This is a genomic window from Algorimicrobium bowmanii (genome assembly GCF_054031195.1).
In genome coordinates this window covers 213,988-230,338 of sequence record NZ_CM132929.1, presented here as the reverse complement: position 1 = coordinate 230,338, position 16,351 = coordinate 213,988, and the positions used below count along the sequence as shown (strand labels likewise).

The 16,351-nt window shown below is 34.2% G+C and carries 16 protein-coding genes and 1 tRNA gene; 11 read left to right on the top strand and 6 right to left on the bottom strand.

The window, feature by feature from the left end; all coding sequences use genetic code 11:
* Nucleotides 1–53 precede the first annotated feature (53 nt).
* The gene (locus ACW5R3_RS01035; protein WP_456577767.1) at nucleotides 54–644 is read right to left on the bottom strand and encodes a carboxymuconolactone decarboxylase family protein; all 591 of its coding nucleotides are present in this window, start codon (nucleotides 642–644) and stop codon (nucleotides 54–56) included.
* A gap of 118 nt (nucleotides 645–762) precedes the next feature.
* Here ACW5R3_RS01035 and ACW5R3_RS01030 point away from each other — a divergent pair, with 118 nt between their 5' ends.
* The 8 genes from ACW5R3_RS01030 to ACW5R3_RS00995 all read left to right on the top strand — a co-directional run bounded on the left by ACW5R3_RS01030 (nucleotide 763) and on the right by ACW5R3_RS00995 (nucleotide 8,711).
* Nucleotides 763–1,194 (top strand): OsmC family protein, encoded by a 432-nt coding sequence (locus ACW5R3_RS01030; RefSeq protein ID WP_456577766.1) that lies wholly within the window; start codon nucleotides 763–765, stop codon nucleotides 1,192–1,194.
* Nucleotides 1,195–1,325: 131 nt separating this feature from the next.
* Nucleotides 1,326–1,673, top strand: a complete 348-nt coding sequence (locus tag ACW5R3_RS01025) for a hypothetical protein (RefSeq protein WP_456577765.1) — start codon at nucleotides 1,326–1,328, stop codon at nucleotides 1,671–1,673.
* A complete protein-coding gene (locus ACW5R3_RS01020) occupies nucleotides 1,670–2,245 on the top strand; it encodes a hypothetical protein (RefSeq protein WP_456577764.1) in 576 nt (191 codons plus the stop codon). The genes ACW5R3_RS01025 and ACW5R3_RS01020 overlap by 4 nt, the downstream gene beginning before the upstream one ends.
* 2 nt (nucleotides 2,246–2,247) lie before the next feature.
* Entirely contained in the window at nucleotides 2,248–4,077 is a 1,830-nt protein-coding gene (locus ACW5R3_RS01015) for a T9SS type A sorting domain-containing protein (RefSeq protein ID WP_456577763.1), read from the top strand.
* 90 nt (nucleotides 4,078–4,167) lie between these two features.
* The gene (gene recJ, locus ACW5R3_RS01010) at nucleotides 4,168–5,859 is read left to right on the top strand and encodes a single-stranded-DNA-specific exonuclease RecJ (protein WP_456577762.1); all 1,692 of its coding nucleotides are present in this window, start codon (nucleotides 4,168–4,170) and stop codon (nucleotides 5,857–5,859) included.
* Nucleotides 5,860–5,867: 8 nt separating this feature from the next.
* The gene (locus ACW5R3_RS01005; protein WP_456577761.1) at nucleotides 5,868–6,962 is read left to right on the top strand and encodes an OmpA family protein; all 1,095 of its coding nucleotides are present in this window, start codon (nucleotides 5,868–5,870) and stop codon (nucleotides 6,960–6,962) included.
* A 59-nt stretch (nucleotides 6,963–7,021) separates the two neighbouring features.
* Entirely contained in the window at nucleotides 7,022–7,381 is a 360-nt protein-coding gene (locus ACW5R3_RS01000) for a hypothetical protein (protein ID WP_456577760.1), read from the top strand.
* A gap of 64 nt (nucleotides 7,382–7,445) precedes the next feature.
* Nucleotides 7,446–8,711 carry an MFS transporter gene (locus tag ACW5R3_RS00995; RefSeq protein ID WP_456577759.1) on the top strand — a complete coding sequence of 422 codons (1,266 nt, stop codon included), beginning with the start codon at nucleotides 7,446–7,448 and terminating at the stop codon, nucleotides 8,709–8,711.
* A gap of 9 nt (nucleotides 8,712–8,720) precedes the next feature.
* Here the strand turns inward: ACW5R3_RS00995 and ACW5R3_RS00990 are convergent, their stop codons facing one another.
* Nucleotides 8,721–9,473: a UDP-2,3-diacylglucosamine diphosphatase gene (locus ACW5R3_RS00990; protein ID WP_456577758.1), complete on the bottom strand. Its 753-nt coding sequence runs from the start codon at nucleotides 9,471–9,473 to the stop codon at nucleotides 8,721–8,723.
* Nucleotides 9,474–9,499: 26 nt separating this feature from the next.
* A complete protein-coding gene (locus ACW5R3_RS00985) occupies nucleotides 9,500–9,958 on the bottom strand; it encodes a 6-pyruvoyl trahydropterin synthase family protein (protein ID WP_456577757.1) in 459 nt (152 codons plus the stop codon).
* Nucleotides 9,959–10,047: 89 nt separating this feature from the next.
* Here ACW5R3_RS00985 and ACW5R3_RS00980 point away from each other — a divergent pair, with 89 nt between their 5' ends.
* The gene (locus tag ACW5R3_RS00980; RefSeq protein WP_456577756.1) at nucleotides 10,048–10,689 is read left to right on the top strand and encodes a 2OG-Fe(II) oxygenase; all 642 of its coding nucleotides are present in this window, start codon (nucleotides 10,048–10,050) and stop codon (nucleotides 10,687–10,689) included.
* Between the two features lie 82 nt (nucleotides 10,690–10,771).
* On the opposite strand, the gene ACW5R3_RS00975 is transcribed toward ACW5R3_RS00980, so the two are convergent.
* On the bottom strand, nucleotides 10,772–10,945 hold the full coding sequence (locus ACW5R3_RS00975) for a hypothetical protein (RefSeq protein ID WP_456577755.1): 174 nt from the start codon (nucleotides 10,943–10,945) through the stop codon (nucleotides 10,772–10,774).
* Between the two features lie 27 nt (nucleotides 10,946–10,972).
* The gene (locus ACW5R3_RS00970) at nucleotides 10,973–12,307 is read right to left on the bottom strand and encodes an MATE family efflux transporter (RefSeq protein WP_456577754.1); all 1,335 of its coding nucleotides are present in this window, start codon (nucleotides 12,305–12,307) and stop codon (nucleotides 10,973–10,975) included.
* 254 nt (nucleotides 12,308–12,561) lie between these two features.
* On the opposite strand from ACW5R3_RS00970, the gene ACW5R3_RS00965 reads away from it, so the two are divergent.
* Together ACW5R3_RS00965 and ACW5R3_RS00960 are read left to right on the top strand one after the other, a co-directional pair.
* Nucleotides 12,562–13,359, top strand: coding sequence for a universal stress protein (locus ACW5R3_RS00965; protein WP_456577753.1), 798 nt, complete (start codon nucleotides 12,562–12,564; stop codon nucleotides 13,357–13,359).
* Between the two features lie 61 nt (nucleotides 13,360–13,420).
* Nucleotides 13,421–13,494 (top strand) — tRNA-Ala (locus tag ACW5R3_RS00960).
* 44 nt (nucleotides 13,495–13,538) lie between these two features.
* Here the strand turns inward: ACW5R3_RS00960 and ACW5R3_RS00955 are convergent.
* Nucleotides 13,539–16,295 (bottom strand): PD-(D/E)XK nuclease family protein, encoded by a 2,757-nt coding sequence (locus ACW5R3_RS00955; protein ID WP_456577752.1) that lies wholly within the window; start codon nucleotides 16,293–16,295, stop codon nucleotides 13,539–13,541.
* Between the last annotated feature and the right edge of the window lie 56 nt (nucleotides 16,296–16,351).

Sequence of the window (16,351 nt, the reverse complement as noted above, 5' to 3'; positions counted from 1 at the left end):
AAAGCCTACTAGCAATAGTAGGCTTTTATTTATTCTTCAAAACTAAGGTTTATTTATACGTGTTTTCCAACTTCAAAACCGTGTTTTCCTAAAAATTGATTTCCGCTTTCTATGGCGTCATCTTCCAGTGTAGTTCCCATAGAATCGTTCCATCTGTTTAAGTAGCCAAAAAGTGAAATAACTCCCAGCATTTCCACAATTTCACCGTCGTTCCAATGTTCGTGTAATCTATTTTTAATCGTCTCATCAACCGCATTTGGCACCTGGCTAGCGGCTAAACTAAAGTCAAGCGCTGCACGTTCAGCTTCCGAAAAAGCAGGATGCGTTCGGTACTCCCAAATATTATCAAGTTGTTCTTGCTCGGCACCATAACGTTCGGCAGCACGAATAGCATGCGCCTGGCAGTAACGGCAACCTGTAGAATTACTAGAAACCCAAGCAATCATGCGTTTTAAAGCAGATGTTACACGGCCTTCATTGGCCATAACCGCTTTATTGAGGTTTATAAATGCTTTGGAAATAGCAGGTCTTCGCTGCATGGTTAAAACTGAATTTGGGCAAAACCCAAGCGTTTCATTAAAAAATTCAGCCAATTCTTTCGTTTCTAAATCGTGGTCTGCGGATAATGGTGTTACAAGTGGCATAGTCTGTTTTTTTATTGGTATTTTTGATAAAGTAAGCGTTATCACATGGTGGTAGTAAACAACAGGCTTACAATTCGTATTTTAATTATTCATACAAGAAACAAAAAAAACAGTACACATGGCAAATACAAATAAAGTAAGCACACATTGGAAAGGCAATTTGCAATTTGAATCCGATAACCCAAATGGAAAAACCGTATTAATGGATACTAGTCCCGAACATGGCGGACATAGCTCCGGATTATCACCAAAAGCCATGATGCTTTCGGCATTAGCAGGCTGCTCCGGATTAGATGTGGTATCTGTTTTAGATAAAATGAAAGTTCAGGTATCCGATTTCCGTATGGATACGTATGGCGAATTAACCGATGAGCATCCTAAATATTACCATTCGGTTTCGGTGGAATATCATTTTTATGGCGACCATTTAGACGAAAATAAAATTAAAAAAGCGGTGGATTTATCGGTTGAAAAATACTGTGGCGTTATGGAAATGTTTCGCAAGTTCGCAACCGTAAAAACGAGCATTCATTATCACGGTTCTAATTGAGAATTTACTTATTTATGTGTAATAATTTTGTTAATTACTTATAGATATGTATGTTAATTATTTGTAAATAAAATCTAAATTTATTATGAAACACGCTTACACGCTTACACGCTTACACGCTTAGCATTTTGATGTTGGTTTTTACAACATCGTGCTCTAGTGAAGAAGAAGCTTCTGACTATGTGAAGGTATCTAAAACTTCAAATCAGTTAGTTAATAAGGAAAGATCCATTGAAATGGAAAACTTTCGAGAAGCTATGATTATTTGGATGAAAGCAAAACATAATCCAAATGCTTCAAACAGTACTGATAAACAAAGTAATAGTCTTTTAGAAGATGCTAAATCGTTGTTGGAATTTAATGGAATACCATTTGAAACATTAGAAGGAAGGCAAGCTTTAAATGATAGTGAAATCATTTCTAAAGCCATGCGTCTTTATGCTCAAAAAACAAGTATAACTTTAAACCAACAACCATGAAAAAGCTATTTTTATTACCTATCCTATTTTTGTTTTTTAATGCCTTGTTGGCTCAAAAAACAGTATATGTCTATAATTTTTCGAGTCACCCTATAGAAATGGGGGCATTTGCAACATTGCCAAATAATGCCATAGAAGCAGGAAATCCTGAAAATCCTGGATGCCAGCTACAGTATCCAAGTCTTTATGCAAGCCCAAATATTATACTGCCAGCTGGTGCCACCTATGTTCTTGAAAACAACAATAGTAATACGCGTTTTCCTTTTTATTCACCTAATTCTGTTCCTGAAATTACCCAATGGTCGGTAAATACTAGTTCTACCAATACAATAAACCTTAATAGTAATAATTCTTGGTTAGCTTACGGTAACGGGCAACAATTTCACTATTTAAAGTTTGAGTTTGAAAACCCTAGTGATTCAGGTGGTGGCAATATAGGAACGACAGACTACTGCAATACAGGTTTTGTTGAAGGTCTTATAGAAAGCACCAATGGGTCTATGACGGCATATTATAACGTGAATTTAAGCGGTACTATAACCGAGCATGTAATAATGATTTTAGATAATTGATAATGAAACAACTCATCACATGTTTACTTTTATTTGGTATGTTCTATACAGGTGTATGCCAAACATTCCCTTATGAGCGCGAATGGGGAACTTACACAGAAACCACAGGGTTTGCACGTGCTCATGCCATGGATAGTGAAGGTAATATTTATGCAGTAGGCTTAGTAGACGAAACGGAAGTTTTAATTACAACCACAACTTCTCATCAGTCCAACTACGGAGGCGGCCAGGCAGATGGCTTTATTACAAAGTATAGTAACGAGGGTGTTTTTTTGTGGGCAACCTATTTAGGCGGTGAAGATTTTGATGTTATAGAGGGTATTGCCATAGACAACAATGACCATGTTGTAGTAGTAGGTTATACCTATTCTGCTACAGGCATAGCAACCCCAGGTGCCTTTCAAGAGCAGCCTACCGATCGGGGTGGTGGTGCTTTTATAGCCAAGTTTACCCCTGAAGGCAATCAGCTTTGGGGCACGCATTTTTATAACAGTAGCACCCGTCTTGATGACGAAGCACCTTATAATTTTGGTGTGGATTTTTTTAATCCACAATATATTAGAGCTGGTGTTATTGTAAATAACACCAATGAAATTTTTATTTATTTCTCAGATTATAATGGTTATCAACCAAGTGATAATATTACAACTCTAGGAGCTTTTCAAGCAGAACAACTAGGTAGTTCAAGTTTTTTAGGCCAGTTTTCACAGGCAGGGAATAGAGTGTGGACATCCTATTACGGCATTAACGGTTCTGATATTACTGGAATTGCTGTAGATGACTCGGGGCTGTATGTGGCAGGCACTAAAGAAGATTTACCTACTTCGCCTTATGTGCCCAATACCTATTTTGATACCTTTGGGGAGTACGAGTTTTCTTTTTCCAATATCTATGACGCTTTTGTATCCCGCTTATCATTAGATGGGAGTACCCGACTGTGGAGTCGGTATCTGGGAACCTCTGGAGTGGAATTTCTAGGCATGTCGCCTTTGGTTTTAGATGAAACGGGGCTGTATATTGCTGGACAAACTGGAGGAAATACCGGTGGTGACACATCAGGTATGGCTACAGCAGGAGCTTATAAGGAAACAAATGGCTGTGGCAATGGATTTCTAGCCAAATTAAACCGCTCTGGCGAGATTGACTGGCTTACTTATACACTAGATTGGGTAGCAGAAGCCTATGAAGGTACCACGATTGGTTGTGGTAGTGGTGTTCATAGAATAAAATCGGTATTCTCGGCAAAAGATGGCGTATATTTTACTGGGAAAACAAGTATGTATGTAGATATTGCTACCGATGGCGCTTTTATGGAAACGCTTTACGGAAATACTTTGTATGGGCAATATGATGCTTTTATCATGAAATTCTCTTCAGATGGCGAACGTGAGTGGGGAACTTATTTGGGAGGAGAAAACGACGAATCGATTCCTTGGGTTTTTCCTTTTGAGGATGCTCTTTACGTCACAGGAAGAACGTCTAGTTCTGAAAACATTGATACTTTAGAAAGCACATATTTAGAAGGTTATCAAGGATACATTAATAAATTTGTACCTAATAGTTTAAGTGTTGAAGCGGAAACAGTAACGCCCTTTTCAATGTATCCAAACCCGGCAAATACCATTTTGCATATTAGTGTTACTAGCAATAAGCAAGCCTATCCAATGGCGTTTAAAATGTACAATATGTTGGGTCAAGAAGTACTTAATACAACACTTAAGCCTTTTGAAACCAATTTAAAAGTGGATGTTTCTGGACTCTCTTCGGGTGTGTATGTGGTTTCTTTATTTAATAAAAATCAATCATATACGGATAAAATAGTTATTGAGTAAGGTTGTTTTTTAAACCTCATGCCCTATTATTTTATAAAACCTAAAGATATAAACGAAAATTTATACCTTTAGGTTTTATATTTAAAATGTATGCGCTGGATTATTAAACCAAAACCGGAATCTAAAAAAGTAATCGCATTACAAAAAGCTTTAAATGTGGAGCCTATTGTGGCAAGCTTACTTTTACAACGCGGTATTGAAACCTATGATGCTGCTAAAACATTTTTCCGCCCGAGCTTGAAAGACTTGCATGATCCATTCCTAATGAAAGATATGGATTTGGCAGTGTTACGCATTGAAAAAGCATTAGAAACCGGCGAGCATATTATGGTTTATGGCGATTATGACGTGGATGGTACCACATCGGTAGCCTTAATGAGTTCTTATTTAAAAACTCGAACCGATTTGGTGGCTACCTATATTCCGGACCGTTATGACGAAGGCTATGGGGTGTCTTTTAAAGGTATTGATTTTGCAGATGATAATGGTATTTCACTTATAGTTGCTTTAGATTGTGGTGTGAAAGCCATTGATAAAGTGGCTTATGCCAACCAAAAAGGAATCGATTTTATAATCTGTGATCACCACCGACCAGGCTCTGAATTACCTAAAGCCGTTGCTATTTTAGATCCGAAGCGAGACGATTGTAATTATCCGTATAATGAACTATGTGGCTGTGGGGTTGGCTTTAAACTTATTCAAGCATTAGCATCTAAAGAAGGGCAAACAGCAGCCGATTTAACTGAATATTTAGATTTAGTAGCCACGGCTATAGGTTCGGATATTGTACCCATAACGGGAGAAAATCGTGCGTTAGCTGCTTTAGGTTTACAGGTTATAAATACTAACCCACGTCCTGGATTTGCTGCTATTATTTCGCAAACAAAAAAAGAAACGTTGACTATTACCGATGTTGTTTTTACAATTGGCCCGCGAATTAATGCTGCCGGTCGTATGAAACACGGTAATTATGCCGTAACCTTATTAACGGAAACCAATCCTGAACTTGCTAAAACTTATGCCGAAGAAATTGAGTTTTTTAATTCTGATAGAAAAGAAACCGATAAACGCATTACACAAGAAGCTTTAGATCAGATAGAAACTAATACCGAACAAAAAGGGTTTACAACGGTAGTGTATCATGAAAGTTGGCATAAAGGTGTTATTGGTATTGTAGCGTCCCGTTTAATTGAAACCTATTATAGACCAACCTTAGTATTTACTAAAAGTGGCGACAAATTAGCGGCATCCGCACGTTCTGTTTCTGGTTTTGATGTGTATAACGCTTTACAAGCCTGTGCAGAACATATTGAGCAGTTTGGTGGTCATAAATACGCTGCAGGTCTGACTTTAAAAGCTGAAAATTATGAGGCGTTTAAACAAGCTTTTGAAGATGTAGTTTCTAAAACTATAGATAAGTCTTTGTTAACACCCGAACTGAAAATTGATGCTCAAATAGAGTTAGATGATATATCTCCGAAATTCTATCGTATTTTAAAACAATTTGCACCCTTCGGCCCAGGGAATATGTCTCCTATTTTTATGACCGAAAATTTACATGATACTGGCTATGGAAAATGTGTAGGTGAAGATAAAAGTCATCTACGTATAACAGTAGCTAAAGCAAATAGTAGTAATAAGTTTGTTTGTATTGGTTTTGGCTTAGGTGAAAAAGAGCCAAATATTACTCATAAAAAACCGTTTTCCGCTGTGTATTCTATAGATGAGAATCATTGGAATGGAATTACTTCATTACAACTAAAGCTACGGGATATTAAATAACATGTTCCATGAAAAATCTATTAACATTTTTGGTTTGTCTGATTTTTCAAATATTAGTATCTCAAAATTTAGTACGAAACCCCAGTTTTGAAAACTATATACGATGTCCAGAATCCATAGGTGGTTTTGATAATCTAGTTACTAATTGGAGTACGCCTAATTACGGTTCTACCGATTATTTTAATACTTGTAGTAAAACGTTATTAAAGACTAATTTTTTCGGAACTCAGAGTCCACGAACAGGATCTGGTTATAGTGGTTTTTATGTTATGGCTCCAGAAAATTATCGTGAATACATCCAAGGTGAATTCCGTGAAAGTTTAATAATTGGAGAAACTTATATTTTAACTTTTTATGTTAGTCTTGCTGAAAATTCAAGTCACGCTATTCAGGATTTTGGTGTGCTTTTTTTAGAAGAAGCACTGAAAACCAATACCGATAAATTTATAAAATTAAAAAATGTATTAGCAGATGAAACAAATAGTTATTTTGTATTAATAACTAGTCAGCAATTTTATACTGAAACAGGTGGGTGGGAGAAGGTGACTTTTGAATATACAGCAAAAGGTTTTGAGAGGTTTTTTGTTATTGGGAATTTCGAGTCTAATGGTCGTGTAGCTAGTTATAAAATTAAAAAATCTAAGAATCCAGATGCGGCTTATTATTTTATAGATGATGTGAGTGTAGAAGCCTATAACAAAAACCCTACAACTGATGTTCAAGAAACTCGTTTAACTGCTGCTCCTAGCTTGGAAACAGATAAAGTATATACACTTAAAAATGTACTATTTGAATTTAATAAACATGATCTTTTAGAAGACTCCAAAGAAGAATTAAATGGGTTGTATAAATATTTGGATAGTCATAAACGTTTGCAGATAGAAATTTATGGCCATACTGATAATGTAGGGTCTGAGTCGCGTAATGATGAGTTGTCTTTATTACGTGCCAAAGAAGTAGCTTTATATTTAATATCAAAAGGTTTAACGCCCCAGCGCATAATAGCTACAGGTTTTGGTAATCGGTATCCAAAAAGTAGTAACAACACCGATGTAGGACGGCGTTTAAATAGGCGTGTTGAATTTAAACTTATAAAACTATAAAATATTATTTAGATTTATTCTAAATAGATGTATATTTACAACTCTTAATATTTGTGAATATGGAAACAGACATCTATAAAATTTATCATAATAGTTTTGGTATTGCTTTTCAATGGATAGATATAGAATCTAAAAAGAAACGTAAAAAAGTTCAATTGGTATTTCGGGATATGGGGTTTTACTTATCTGTTACCGAAATACGGGATTTTTATAATTGTATTGCTTCCACAAAGAAAACAGGCACTTGTAATTGTTGTAGTCAGGACTGTGATAAACGGAGTATTATGTTGGCTACACCAAGCTCAAAAGTAGGAATTGCTGTTAATGAACAGGAGTTACTACAGTTGGAAGACTTAATAAAAGGTACCTTATTTCAATTAGATTTAGAACAGTATTTAAATCAGGTATGTAGAAATTAAAATCTTCGTAAAAGTTTAGTAGCACTATTTCATGTTGTATTTTTGGCCTTTATAATATAAAGTTATGGCAAAAAAAGACCCTTACGCAGCGCTGCGTATTAAAGAGTTTAATATTTTTCTAGTGCTGCGATTTGCATTAGTATTTGCTTGGTCTATGCAGTTTATAATTATTGAATGGCAGGTTTATAGTATAACTAAAGATCCATTGTCTCTTGGTATTATTGGTTTAATGGAAATTATACCGGCATTAACCATGGCCTTGTTTGCAGGGCATATTGTGGATCAACGTGAGAAACGGAATTTATTAGCTCTATGTTTGGCGCTATTTTCTTTAATAAGTTTAGGTCTGTTTTTGCTAACTTGGCCAAGAGTAGTTTCAAATTGGTCTACAAATAGTGTGTTATATGCTATTTATGCTTTAGTGTTTTTTGGTGGCTTTTTACGATCATTTTTCGGACCAACTATTTTTTCATTAGTAGCTTTAATTGTTCCTAAAAAAATATATCCTAATGCTGCCACTTGGAGTAGTTCTACATGGCAAATGGCTTCTGTTTTAGGACCTGCAACAGCGGGTTTTTTAATAAGTATGATTGGCGTGCATTGGTCTTTATGTTTTGTTTTTGGTATGGTTGTCTTCGCATTAATTACCGTTACACAAATACAGAAAAAGCCTATTTTGAATCCTAAAATAGGAGAACCTGTAATGCAGAGTCTCAAGGAAGGCTTAACATTTGTTTTTAAAACAAAAGCTATTTTAGGAGCATTGACTCTAGATATGGTTGCTGTTTTATTTGGAGGGGCTATTGCTTTGTTACCTGTGTTTGCTCAAGATATTTTAAAAGTAGGATCGGAAGGATTTGGAGTACTTCGTGCAGCACCTGCTGTAGGTGCTTTTTTAACTATGCTGATTACGGCTTATATTCCAATTAGTAAAAAGGCTGGTTTGAAATTATTAGCTGCTGTATTTGGTTTTGGACTTTGTATTATAGTTTTCGGGCTATCTTCAATGTTTTGGGTATCGGTGGTTGCTTTGTTTTTTAGTGGTGTAACAGATGGCGTATCTATGGTAATTAGGCAAACAATTTTACAGATAAAAACACCCGATAATATGCGTGGTCGTGTAGCTTCGGTAAATTCAATGTTTGTTGGATCTTCTAACGAGCTTGGAGCTTTTGAAAGTGGTGTAACAGCAAAACTAATGGGGACTGCTACTGCTGTTGTTTTTGGAGGAACAATGACTTTAATAACAGCTTTAACTACCGGTTTGGTGTCACCGTCTTTTAGAAAATTAGATTTAACTAAAGACTTAGAAGCTCATGAAAATGATTAGTAATTAAATTTAATATGTTTTTAATTCTAAAGTCTCACCATCAAAAACACCATAGGTATAATATTGGATCCAATCTCCTAAATTAACATACCTTGAAGTGTCTTTAAGAGGTATTTCAAGTGGTAAATGGCGGTGGCCAAATACGAAGTAATTAATATCTTTAGTTTCTAGTTTATGCTTGCAGTATTGAACAAGCCATTCGTTATCTTCTCCTAAAAATTTGGCATCTTCATCCCCTGAAATTAATTTATTTTTTACCGACATGTATTGAGCTAATTTCACTCCAATATCAGGATGTAACCAGCGAAATAGCCATTTGCTAAACGGGTTTGTAAACACTTTTTTCATGCGTTTAAAACCTTTGTCGCCTGGGCCTAAACCATCACCATGTCCAATTAAAAAAGTCTTATTATTAAAAGTAAATTCTTGAGTTGTATGATAAACAGGAATGTTTAATTCTTCTTCAAAATACCCGTCCATCCATAGGTCATGATTTCCAACAAAAAAATAAACAGGGATTCCAGAGTCTGTTATTTCTGCTAGTTTTCCTAAAGTTCTCGTAAAGCCTTTTGGAACAACGGTTTTATATTCAAACCAAAAATCAAACAAATCACCCATTAAAAAAATAGCTGCAGCATCCTTTTTTATCTCATCTAGCCAAGCAACAAATTTTTGTTCACGCGGCCGTGATGCTTCCGGTGTTGGTGCGCCTAAATGATTATCGGAGGCGAAATATATTTTTTTTCCTTTAGGGATGTTCATTTGGTAAATATAAAGAAATTCGTTTTTTAAGCATCTTGGTTATCACTGGCATACCATTCCGCAAAACTTGTTTCTGTTTCTTGAAGTTTTAATGAATGTAAAGCAATATGCGATGGTAAGTAGCTTTTTATTTTTTTAGCAAAGTCTATAACCATCATTTCGCTAGTTGGTTGGTAGTCTACTAATAGAACATTATGATCACGGTCTTGAAGTTCTTTAGCTAACTCAACATGTGGAGTGTTTTTATTAAACACGGTAGCGTGATCAAAAACATCAACAATTTCTGTTTTTACAATTTTCTTTAAATCTCCAAAGTCTATAACCATTCCGAACTTAACATTATTCGGGTCTTTAATAGGCTTTCCAATAACGGTTACCGATAATTTATAGCTGTGTCCATGCACATTTTTGCATTTTCCATCATAACCATAAAGGGCATGTCCAGTCTCAAAAGAGAATTGTTTTGTAATTCTAATGTTTCCCATGATATTTATTTTCACTGCAAAGATAATCGTTTTGTAAAAGCAATTGGTTTTTAGATTACATTTGCCGGCTTTTAATTTGTTATGCCGCTATGAGTCAGTTGTTTGAAAATATTTCTTTTGTTCAAAATCCGCTATATGAGCGTATTATTGATAATATTTTAACTCAAAAATATAGTTTGATTGAAAATTTCTTTACAGAAGCGGAAGTTTTTGAGTTAAGGCATTCTTTGTTTGAGAAATATGAGGCGGATGCGTTTAAAAAAGCAGCTATTGGAAATCGTGTAAATGAGGTTGTTGAGAAGTCCATCAGAGGCGATGTGATTTTATGGATAGATGAAAACCGTTTAGATCCTATGGAAAGTGCTTTTTTTAATAAAATAAACAGCCTTGTTTCCTATCTTAATAAAACGTGCTTTTTGGGTATTTTACATAAGGAGTTTCATTATGCATTATACTCTGAAGGAACTTATTATAAAAGACATTTAGATACTTTTCAAAATGATGACCGTAGAAAATTATCTTTTGTATGTTATTTAAACGATGAAAATTGGAAGCCTGAAAATGGTGGCGAATTAGTATTGTATTTAAATGAAAATGGCGTTGAAACAGAAAAAGTTATCTATCCATTTCCCGGTCGTGTTGTTATATTTGAAAGTCAAATTCTGGAACACGAAGTGAAACCTGTAAAAACAGAGCGATTAAGTATTACGGGTTGGTTAAAAACGCGTTGATTAACGGCGTTTATTTCGATTGTAAACATAAATGATAATCAAAACAATTGCCAATACTAAAAATAACATATTACCGCCCATACTAATCTTTATTTAAGTTGTTTTTATTGTATCTATAAATAGCGTAAGCAATTATCACAAGTACTAAAAACGGAATAAAGGAGCCAATAAAAATGCCAATTTCATATTGCTCATCAGGTGCGTTTTTAATTTTTTCTTCAATATTTAGTTGTTGAAATAATGCTAAAAATGCCATGGTACTTCTAAAAGTTAGATGTTAAAGTTAGTGTTTTTCTGAAAGTGGTAAAAATTCTTTTCTAAATTTTATAATAAGAGGTAATCCTCTAGCCAGCATCCATAGTGTTAAGGCTGTAAAAATACCATACAGTTTATACTCTAAATGATCTAACATGAATAAAACAGGTACGAATACAAGAAATGTAGCAGCGAGTAAAATATTTCTTAAATCTTTCATTTTCCCTAAACCTTTAAACATGCCGTCAAAAATAAAGGCAATAGCACATAGTGGTTGCATGGCTAAAACAATCCAAAAGACGGAATGAAATTCCACTAAAACAGCTTCTTCATGTGTAAAAATTAGTCCTACGTAATTATAACAAAGAAACCCTAAACCAGCCATTATACATCCGAGTATGACACCATATTTAATAAGTTTATTGCTCAGGTTTATCAGTTTTCCATATTTTTCTCCACCAATAAGCTTACCTGATAATATGTTTCCAGCGCTAGCATAACCATCTATTATAAACGCACCTAGAAACCAAAGATTTATGGCAATAGTATAAGCTGCAATGTATTCCTTTCCGTAACTGGTAGCAAAAGAACTTGCAAAATATAAGGTGACATTCAAGGCTAATGTTCTAACAAATAGGTTAAGAATCATACTTATAAAACGCTTTATCTCTGGGTTAAAAGGAAAGCTAAAGCGTAAAGGTATATTTGTTTTTGTTAGCAGGTAATAGCCGGAAATTAATGCCATTATAAGTTGTGCAATAACACTCGCATAAGCAGCGCCTTTAATATTCATAGCTGGAATATAACCTGAAACCCCATAGACTAAAATATAGTCTAAGACAATATTTGTACAAGCGCCTATTAATGCTATGACCATCGGGTAGTAGGTATTTTGTAAACCTCTAAATGTTCCAAAAACAGCAATTGTAAATAAGGTAAAAGGAAAACCAAACACCCGAATTTGGTAATATTCTACACTGTAAGAAAGTATTAAATCAGACGCATTATAGAGCTTAAAAATCGATTCCGCAAATGGATAAGTACCTACTATTATTAGAAGACTTAAAGATGTTATTATATAGATGGCTTGTGCAGGTAAATTTTTTACTTGATCAAGATTATCCGCTCCTACATACTGTGAAACTATAGACGAAATAGCACTACGTGTTTGCCCTAAAACCCAAATTAGCATAGATATAAAAGTACCCACAATCCCTACAGCAGCTAATGATTCCGTAGCGTTTTCTGAGATGTTTCCAACAATAGCGGTGTCAGTAATAGATAAAATAGGTTCAGCAACACCAGCTATTAAAGCAGGAATGGCTAGTTTATTTATGGCTTTTATATGTATGTCAGTACTCAAAATGTATTGTAAGCTGCTATTTGCGTGTGTTGTTTTATGGGCTGCGAAGTTCGTAAAACTTTTTCTTTATAATTTAATTTTTTCTGGTAGACTAAGACCGTCTATTTTCTAATTGACACATTATTGCCTTTTATGAGGTTGTGTAAATCGTGTTTGGTAATTTTGGGACTTTAAATAGTATATGTATACTATAGGCTTGTATATTATGTTTTTTTATGTAAATTTCGTCTTAATTAGTAATTAACCTTATCAATATGAAGAATATTTTAGTTCCTGTAGGTTCGTCTAAAAATGCCGTAAGTCACTTACAATATGCTGTAGATTTTGCTAAATCCTTTGGAGCCAAACTATATGTAGTTCAAGTTTATGATGTTTACTCTAAAGCGGGGACTATGATAAAAATCGATCATATTTTAGAGCGTGAAAGTTATGAGTTTTTGAAAGCTCATGTTTCAAAGGTAGATACCAAAGGTGTTGAGGTTGTAATTAAATCCTTCAAAGGAAAATTAGTAGACACCCTGGAATTGGTTTGTCATACTTTGGATATCGATTTAATACTAATTGAACCTAGAACAAACTCTATTAATGATGAGTTGTTCTTAGGTAAAATTTCAGGAAAAATTATTAAAAAGACCAACATTCCTGCGTTGATTGTTCCGGAGGGGACTAATTTTAAGCCTATTGTTTATATTCTAATGGCATTAAAATCTGCCGTAATAAAAAAGCAAGAGTCTCTACTTCCGCTTATAGCCATAAAGGACCAATTCCGATCTATAGTTAATTTGCTATTGGTTCAGACACCTTTTTATAAAGAAGGTGATTTTGAAGTTAATCCGGTGTTAGCGCATATGATTACAAATACAACTCAAACTGAAAATGCCACTACTTTTCAGGGAGTTTTAGAGCATTATAAAGACAACGATCCAGATTTATTATGTGTTGTTCGCCGCAAACGTGGTTTTTTCTCTAAATTATGGGAGAAGAATACCATTCTTAAAAAGGATTTCCAAAGTCAGACTTTACCTGTTTTAGTACTTAGCGGTTTAAAGTAAGTGGCTATTCTCAGAGCTGATGATGTAAATAGAAACGATTTATTTTATATAAATTCCTTTTGGGGGATTAGCTCAGCTGGCTAGAGCGCTACGCTGGCAGCGTAGAGGTTATCGGTTCGACTCCGATATTCTCCACAAAAAGAGCAATGTTTTAAACATTGCTCTTTTCATATATACATTTAAACTTCTTTTTCAATAAAGGGAATTTCAATATTACAAATTTCTAAAATCAATTTCTTTAACTCATTTTCGTAGTCCGCTAACACATCACTTGTAATTATGGCGTTTTTAGTTCTACTTCCTGCTTGTTTTTTGTGAAATTTTATAAATCCAGCACTCAAGTTTTTAAACGAAATAATTCCAGCCTCTACAGGTTCTGAAAAGGGGTTTTTAGTATGCATTAAATACGCATATGTAAGTACTTGAAAGGATTTGCTATACTTGTCATAATCTGTTGTTAAATCGTTCCATTCGGTAACTTGTACTTTAGTAGCGTCTACTCGTCCCGATTTGTAATCTATAATTCGGGTTACACCATTACGTTTATCTACACGATCTACTTTACCGGTAATTCGCACGGGGAAATCTAGTTCCGGAATTTTAATTTCGGCTAAATTATCTAATTCAATGGCAATAATTTCTAACGTGTTTCCAGCTTTTAAATCGGCAATTTCTAAATCTAAGAAATTAGCAATATAGCGTTTGGCTATCTCGAATACTATTAGGTTTTTTCCTGTGCTAACATCGCCTTCTTTATAGAGTTCTTTGAAATGTTTAATAACCGTGGTTTCAATTTTAGCTTTCATAGAATCAACAAGCTCCCAGGTTATCTGCTTGCCTTCATACGGTTTGTAAAAATCCTCTAAGGTGTTATGGATAACAGTTCCAAGGGTGTTTGCAGCAACCGTTTCTTCTACATCATCGTGTTCTTTTATTTTTAGAACTTTTTGAAAATAGAAATCGATAGGGTTTCTTATATAGCTTGTTAAAGCAGATGGAGAGAATCCTTTTTTTGCATATGCTTTAATTTGATTTAAAACATCGGTATCTTTTGGTATTGTAGTTAGTTGCATATTCCCATTTATTTTTAAGTTAGGAATTGCAATACTATGTTTAATTTTATGGATGCCTTCTAGCTCCATTTGTGTTATAAACCTACTTTTTTCACCTCCTTTTAAAGCGTCTATTTCGGTATTATAAATTATATATACATGTTTAGCACGTTGTAATAATCGGTAAAAGTGATAGGTGTAAACAGCATCTTTTTCTTTGTAAGTTGGGAGTTTGTTTTCAAGCTTTACATCATAAGGAATAAACGAGTTGTTTGTTTTTCCAGAGGGCAGAATACCTTCATTAACGGAGGCAATTATAATTGTCTCAAAATCCAAAACACGCGACTCTAACATTCCCATTACTTGTAAGCCTTCCAATGGCTCTCCTTTAAAGTCTAGGGTTTCGGAACTTAATAGTTCTTTATACACCGTAAATAAGCCATGAATGTCTTTTAAGTGCTTATAACGGTTGTCTAATAGACTTAATTCGTTAAACAGACTATTGAATTTAAATAGGTGCTCTAGAGCTAATAAGTTTTGATTTTTATGAGATTCTAGATGTTCTTTAATTTTTAAAATTAAAGTTTTACACTGTGATAAGGCTACTTCTGGTTGGTTTCGCCAATTACCAAAAAGTAGTGTTAGTAAGGTTTCATGCTCTGGTGCTAATTCTATTAATCGGTTTAACGGTATGTATATTAAATTATTTGTTTCTATAGTTTTAATAATCCGTTGTAAATCGTTTCCCTGATCTGTGTTTAGTAAAGGACTAATAAATTGGTGAGCTATTAACTTTATAACATCTTTAAAATAATAGGTGTCCGTTTTCCGTTTGTGAACCAAAAATAAATGCTCAAATAACGTAGCTAATGGGATGGTTTTTAATGGCAGTCCCATGGTGATATTTAATGCATCTATAGATTCAGGTATAGAGTTAAGTACGGGTAGTAAAAGGCTCTCTTCACCCAACACTACGGCAGTACTATTAAGTGCTTTGTTTTCTTTTTGGAGCTTGTTTAAAATGTTGCCAATACACTTAGATTGTCCAACATTTTTAGGAACACCAATTACAGATATGTCTTTCGGCTTATTGTAATTATTGGCCACCCAATTTAATGGCTTGTTTTCAAAATATGGCCATTGTTTCTGATGCTGTCTTATAAATAAGCTAGCATCGTGATTGGTGTTATTAAAAAAAGCTTGATCTATATCCCAATAAATCTCAGCTTGTTTATTTTGTAATAGAGTTTGAATAATAGCTTCTTCTGCTTTGTTTAATGCATTAAAGCCTAGAAAAATATATTTTTTATCTGGATTATTTTTTGAATAAGAAGTTATACTGTTTGCTGCTTCTCTGTAAATTAAACCTTGATACCCTTTTTTATCGGCTATTAAATTTTCGGTAAACTGATTGTAGTAAACTTTTAGTTTCTTCCAGAAAACTAGATAATTTTTAATGAAATCGGTTTGATCAGTATCAACAGACCAGTGGTTTATTTCCTTAATAGCACTTAGGTAGTCAAAAATCTTTTCCTGTGGAATAAGGTACCGATCAATTTCGTTAAAATCTTGGATTAAAATTTGTGCCCATTTAGAAAAAGCATCAAATGTATCAATCTCTTTAGTGTTGTTAATTTGTAGGTAAGTATTGTAAAATTCAAATAACAATTCGGTATTTGAAATAGCTTTGAGGTTTGAGAGTTCTTCTACAAACTCTTCAATGCTTAGTATGCTAGGCGAAAATATGGGGTGTTTTAAGGTGCTTGCTAGTTGATGTTTTAAGAATATTCCAGCCCGTTTACTGGGTAGGATAAGGGTTGCATTGGAAATGTCTACCTCTTTCTTCTCTAGATCTTCAAGAACCTCATGTATAAAAGTTGTCATTTTATAAAAATAAAAAACGCTCCGAATATTCGGAGCGTTTTTCTATTTATTTATGT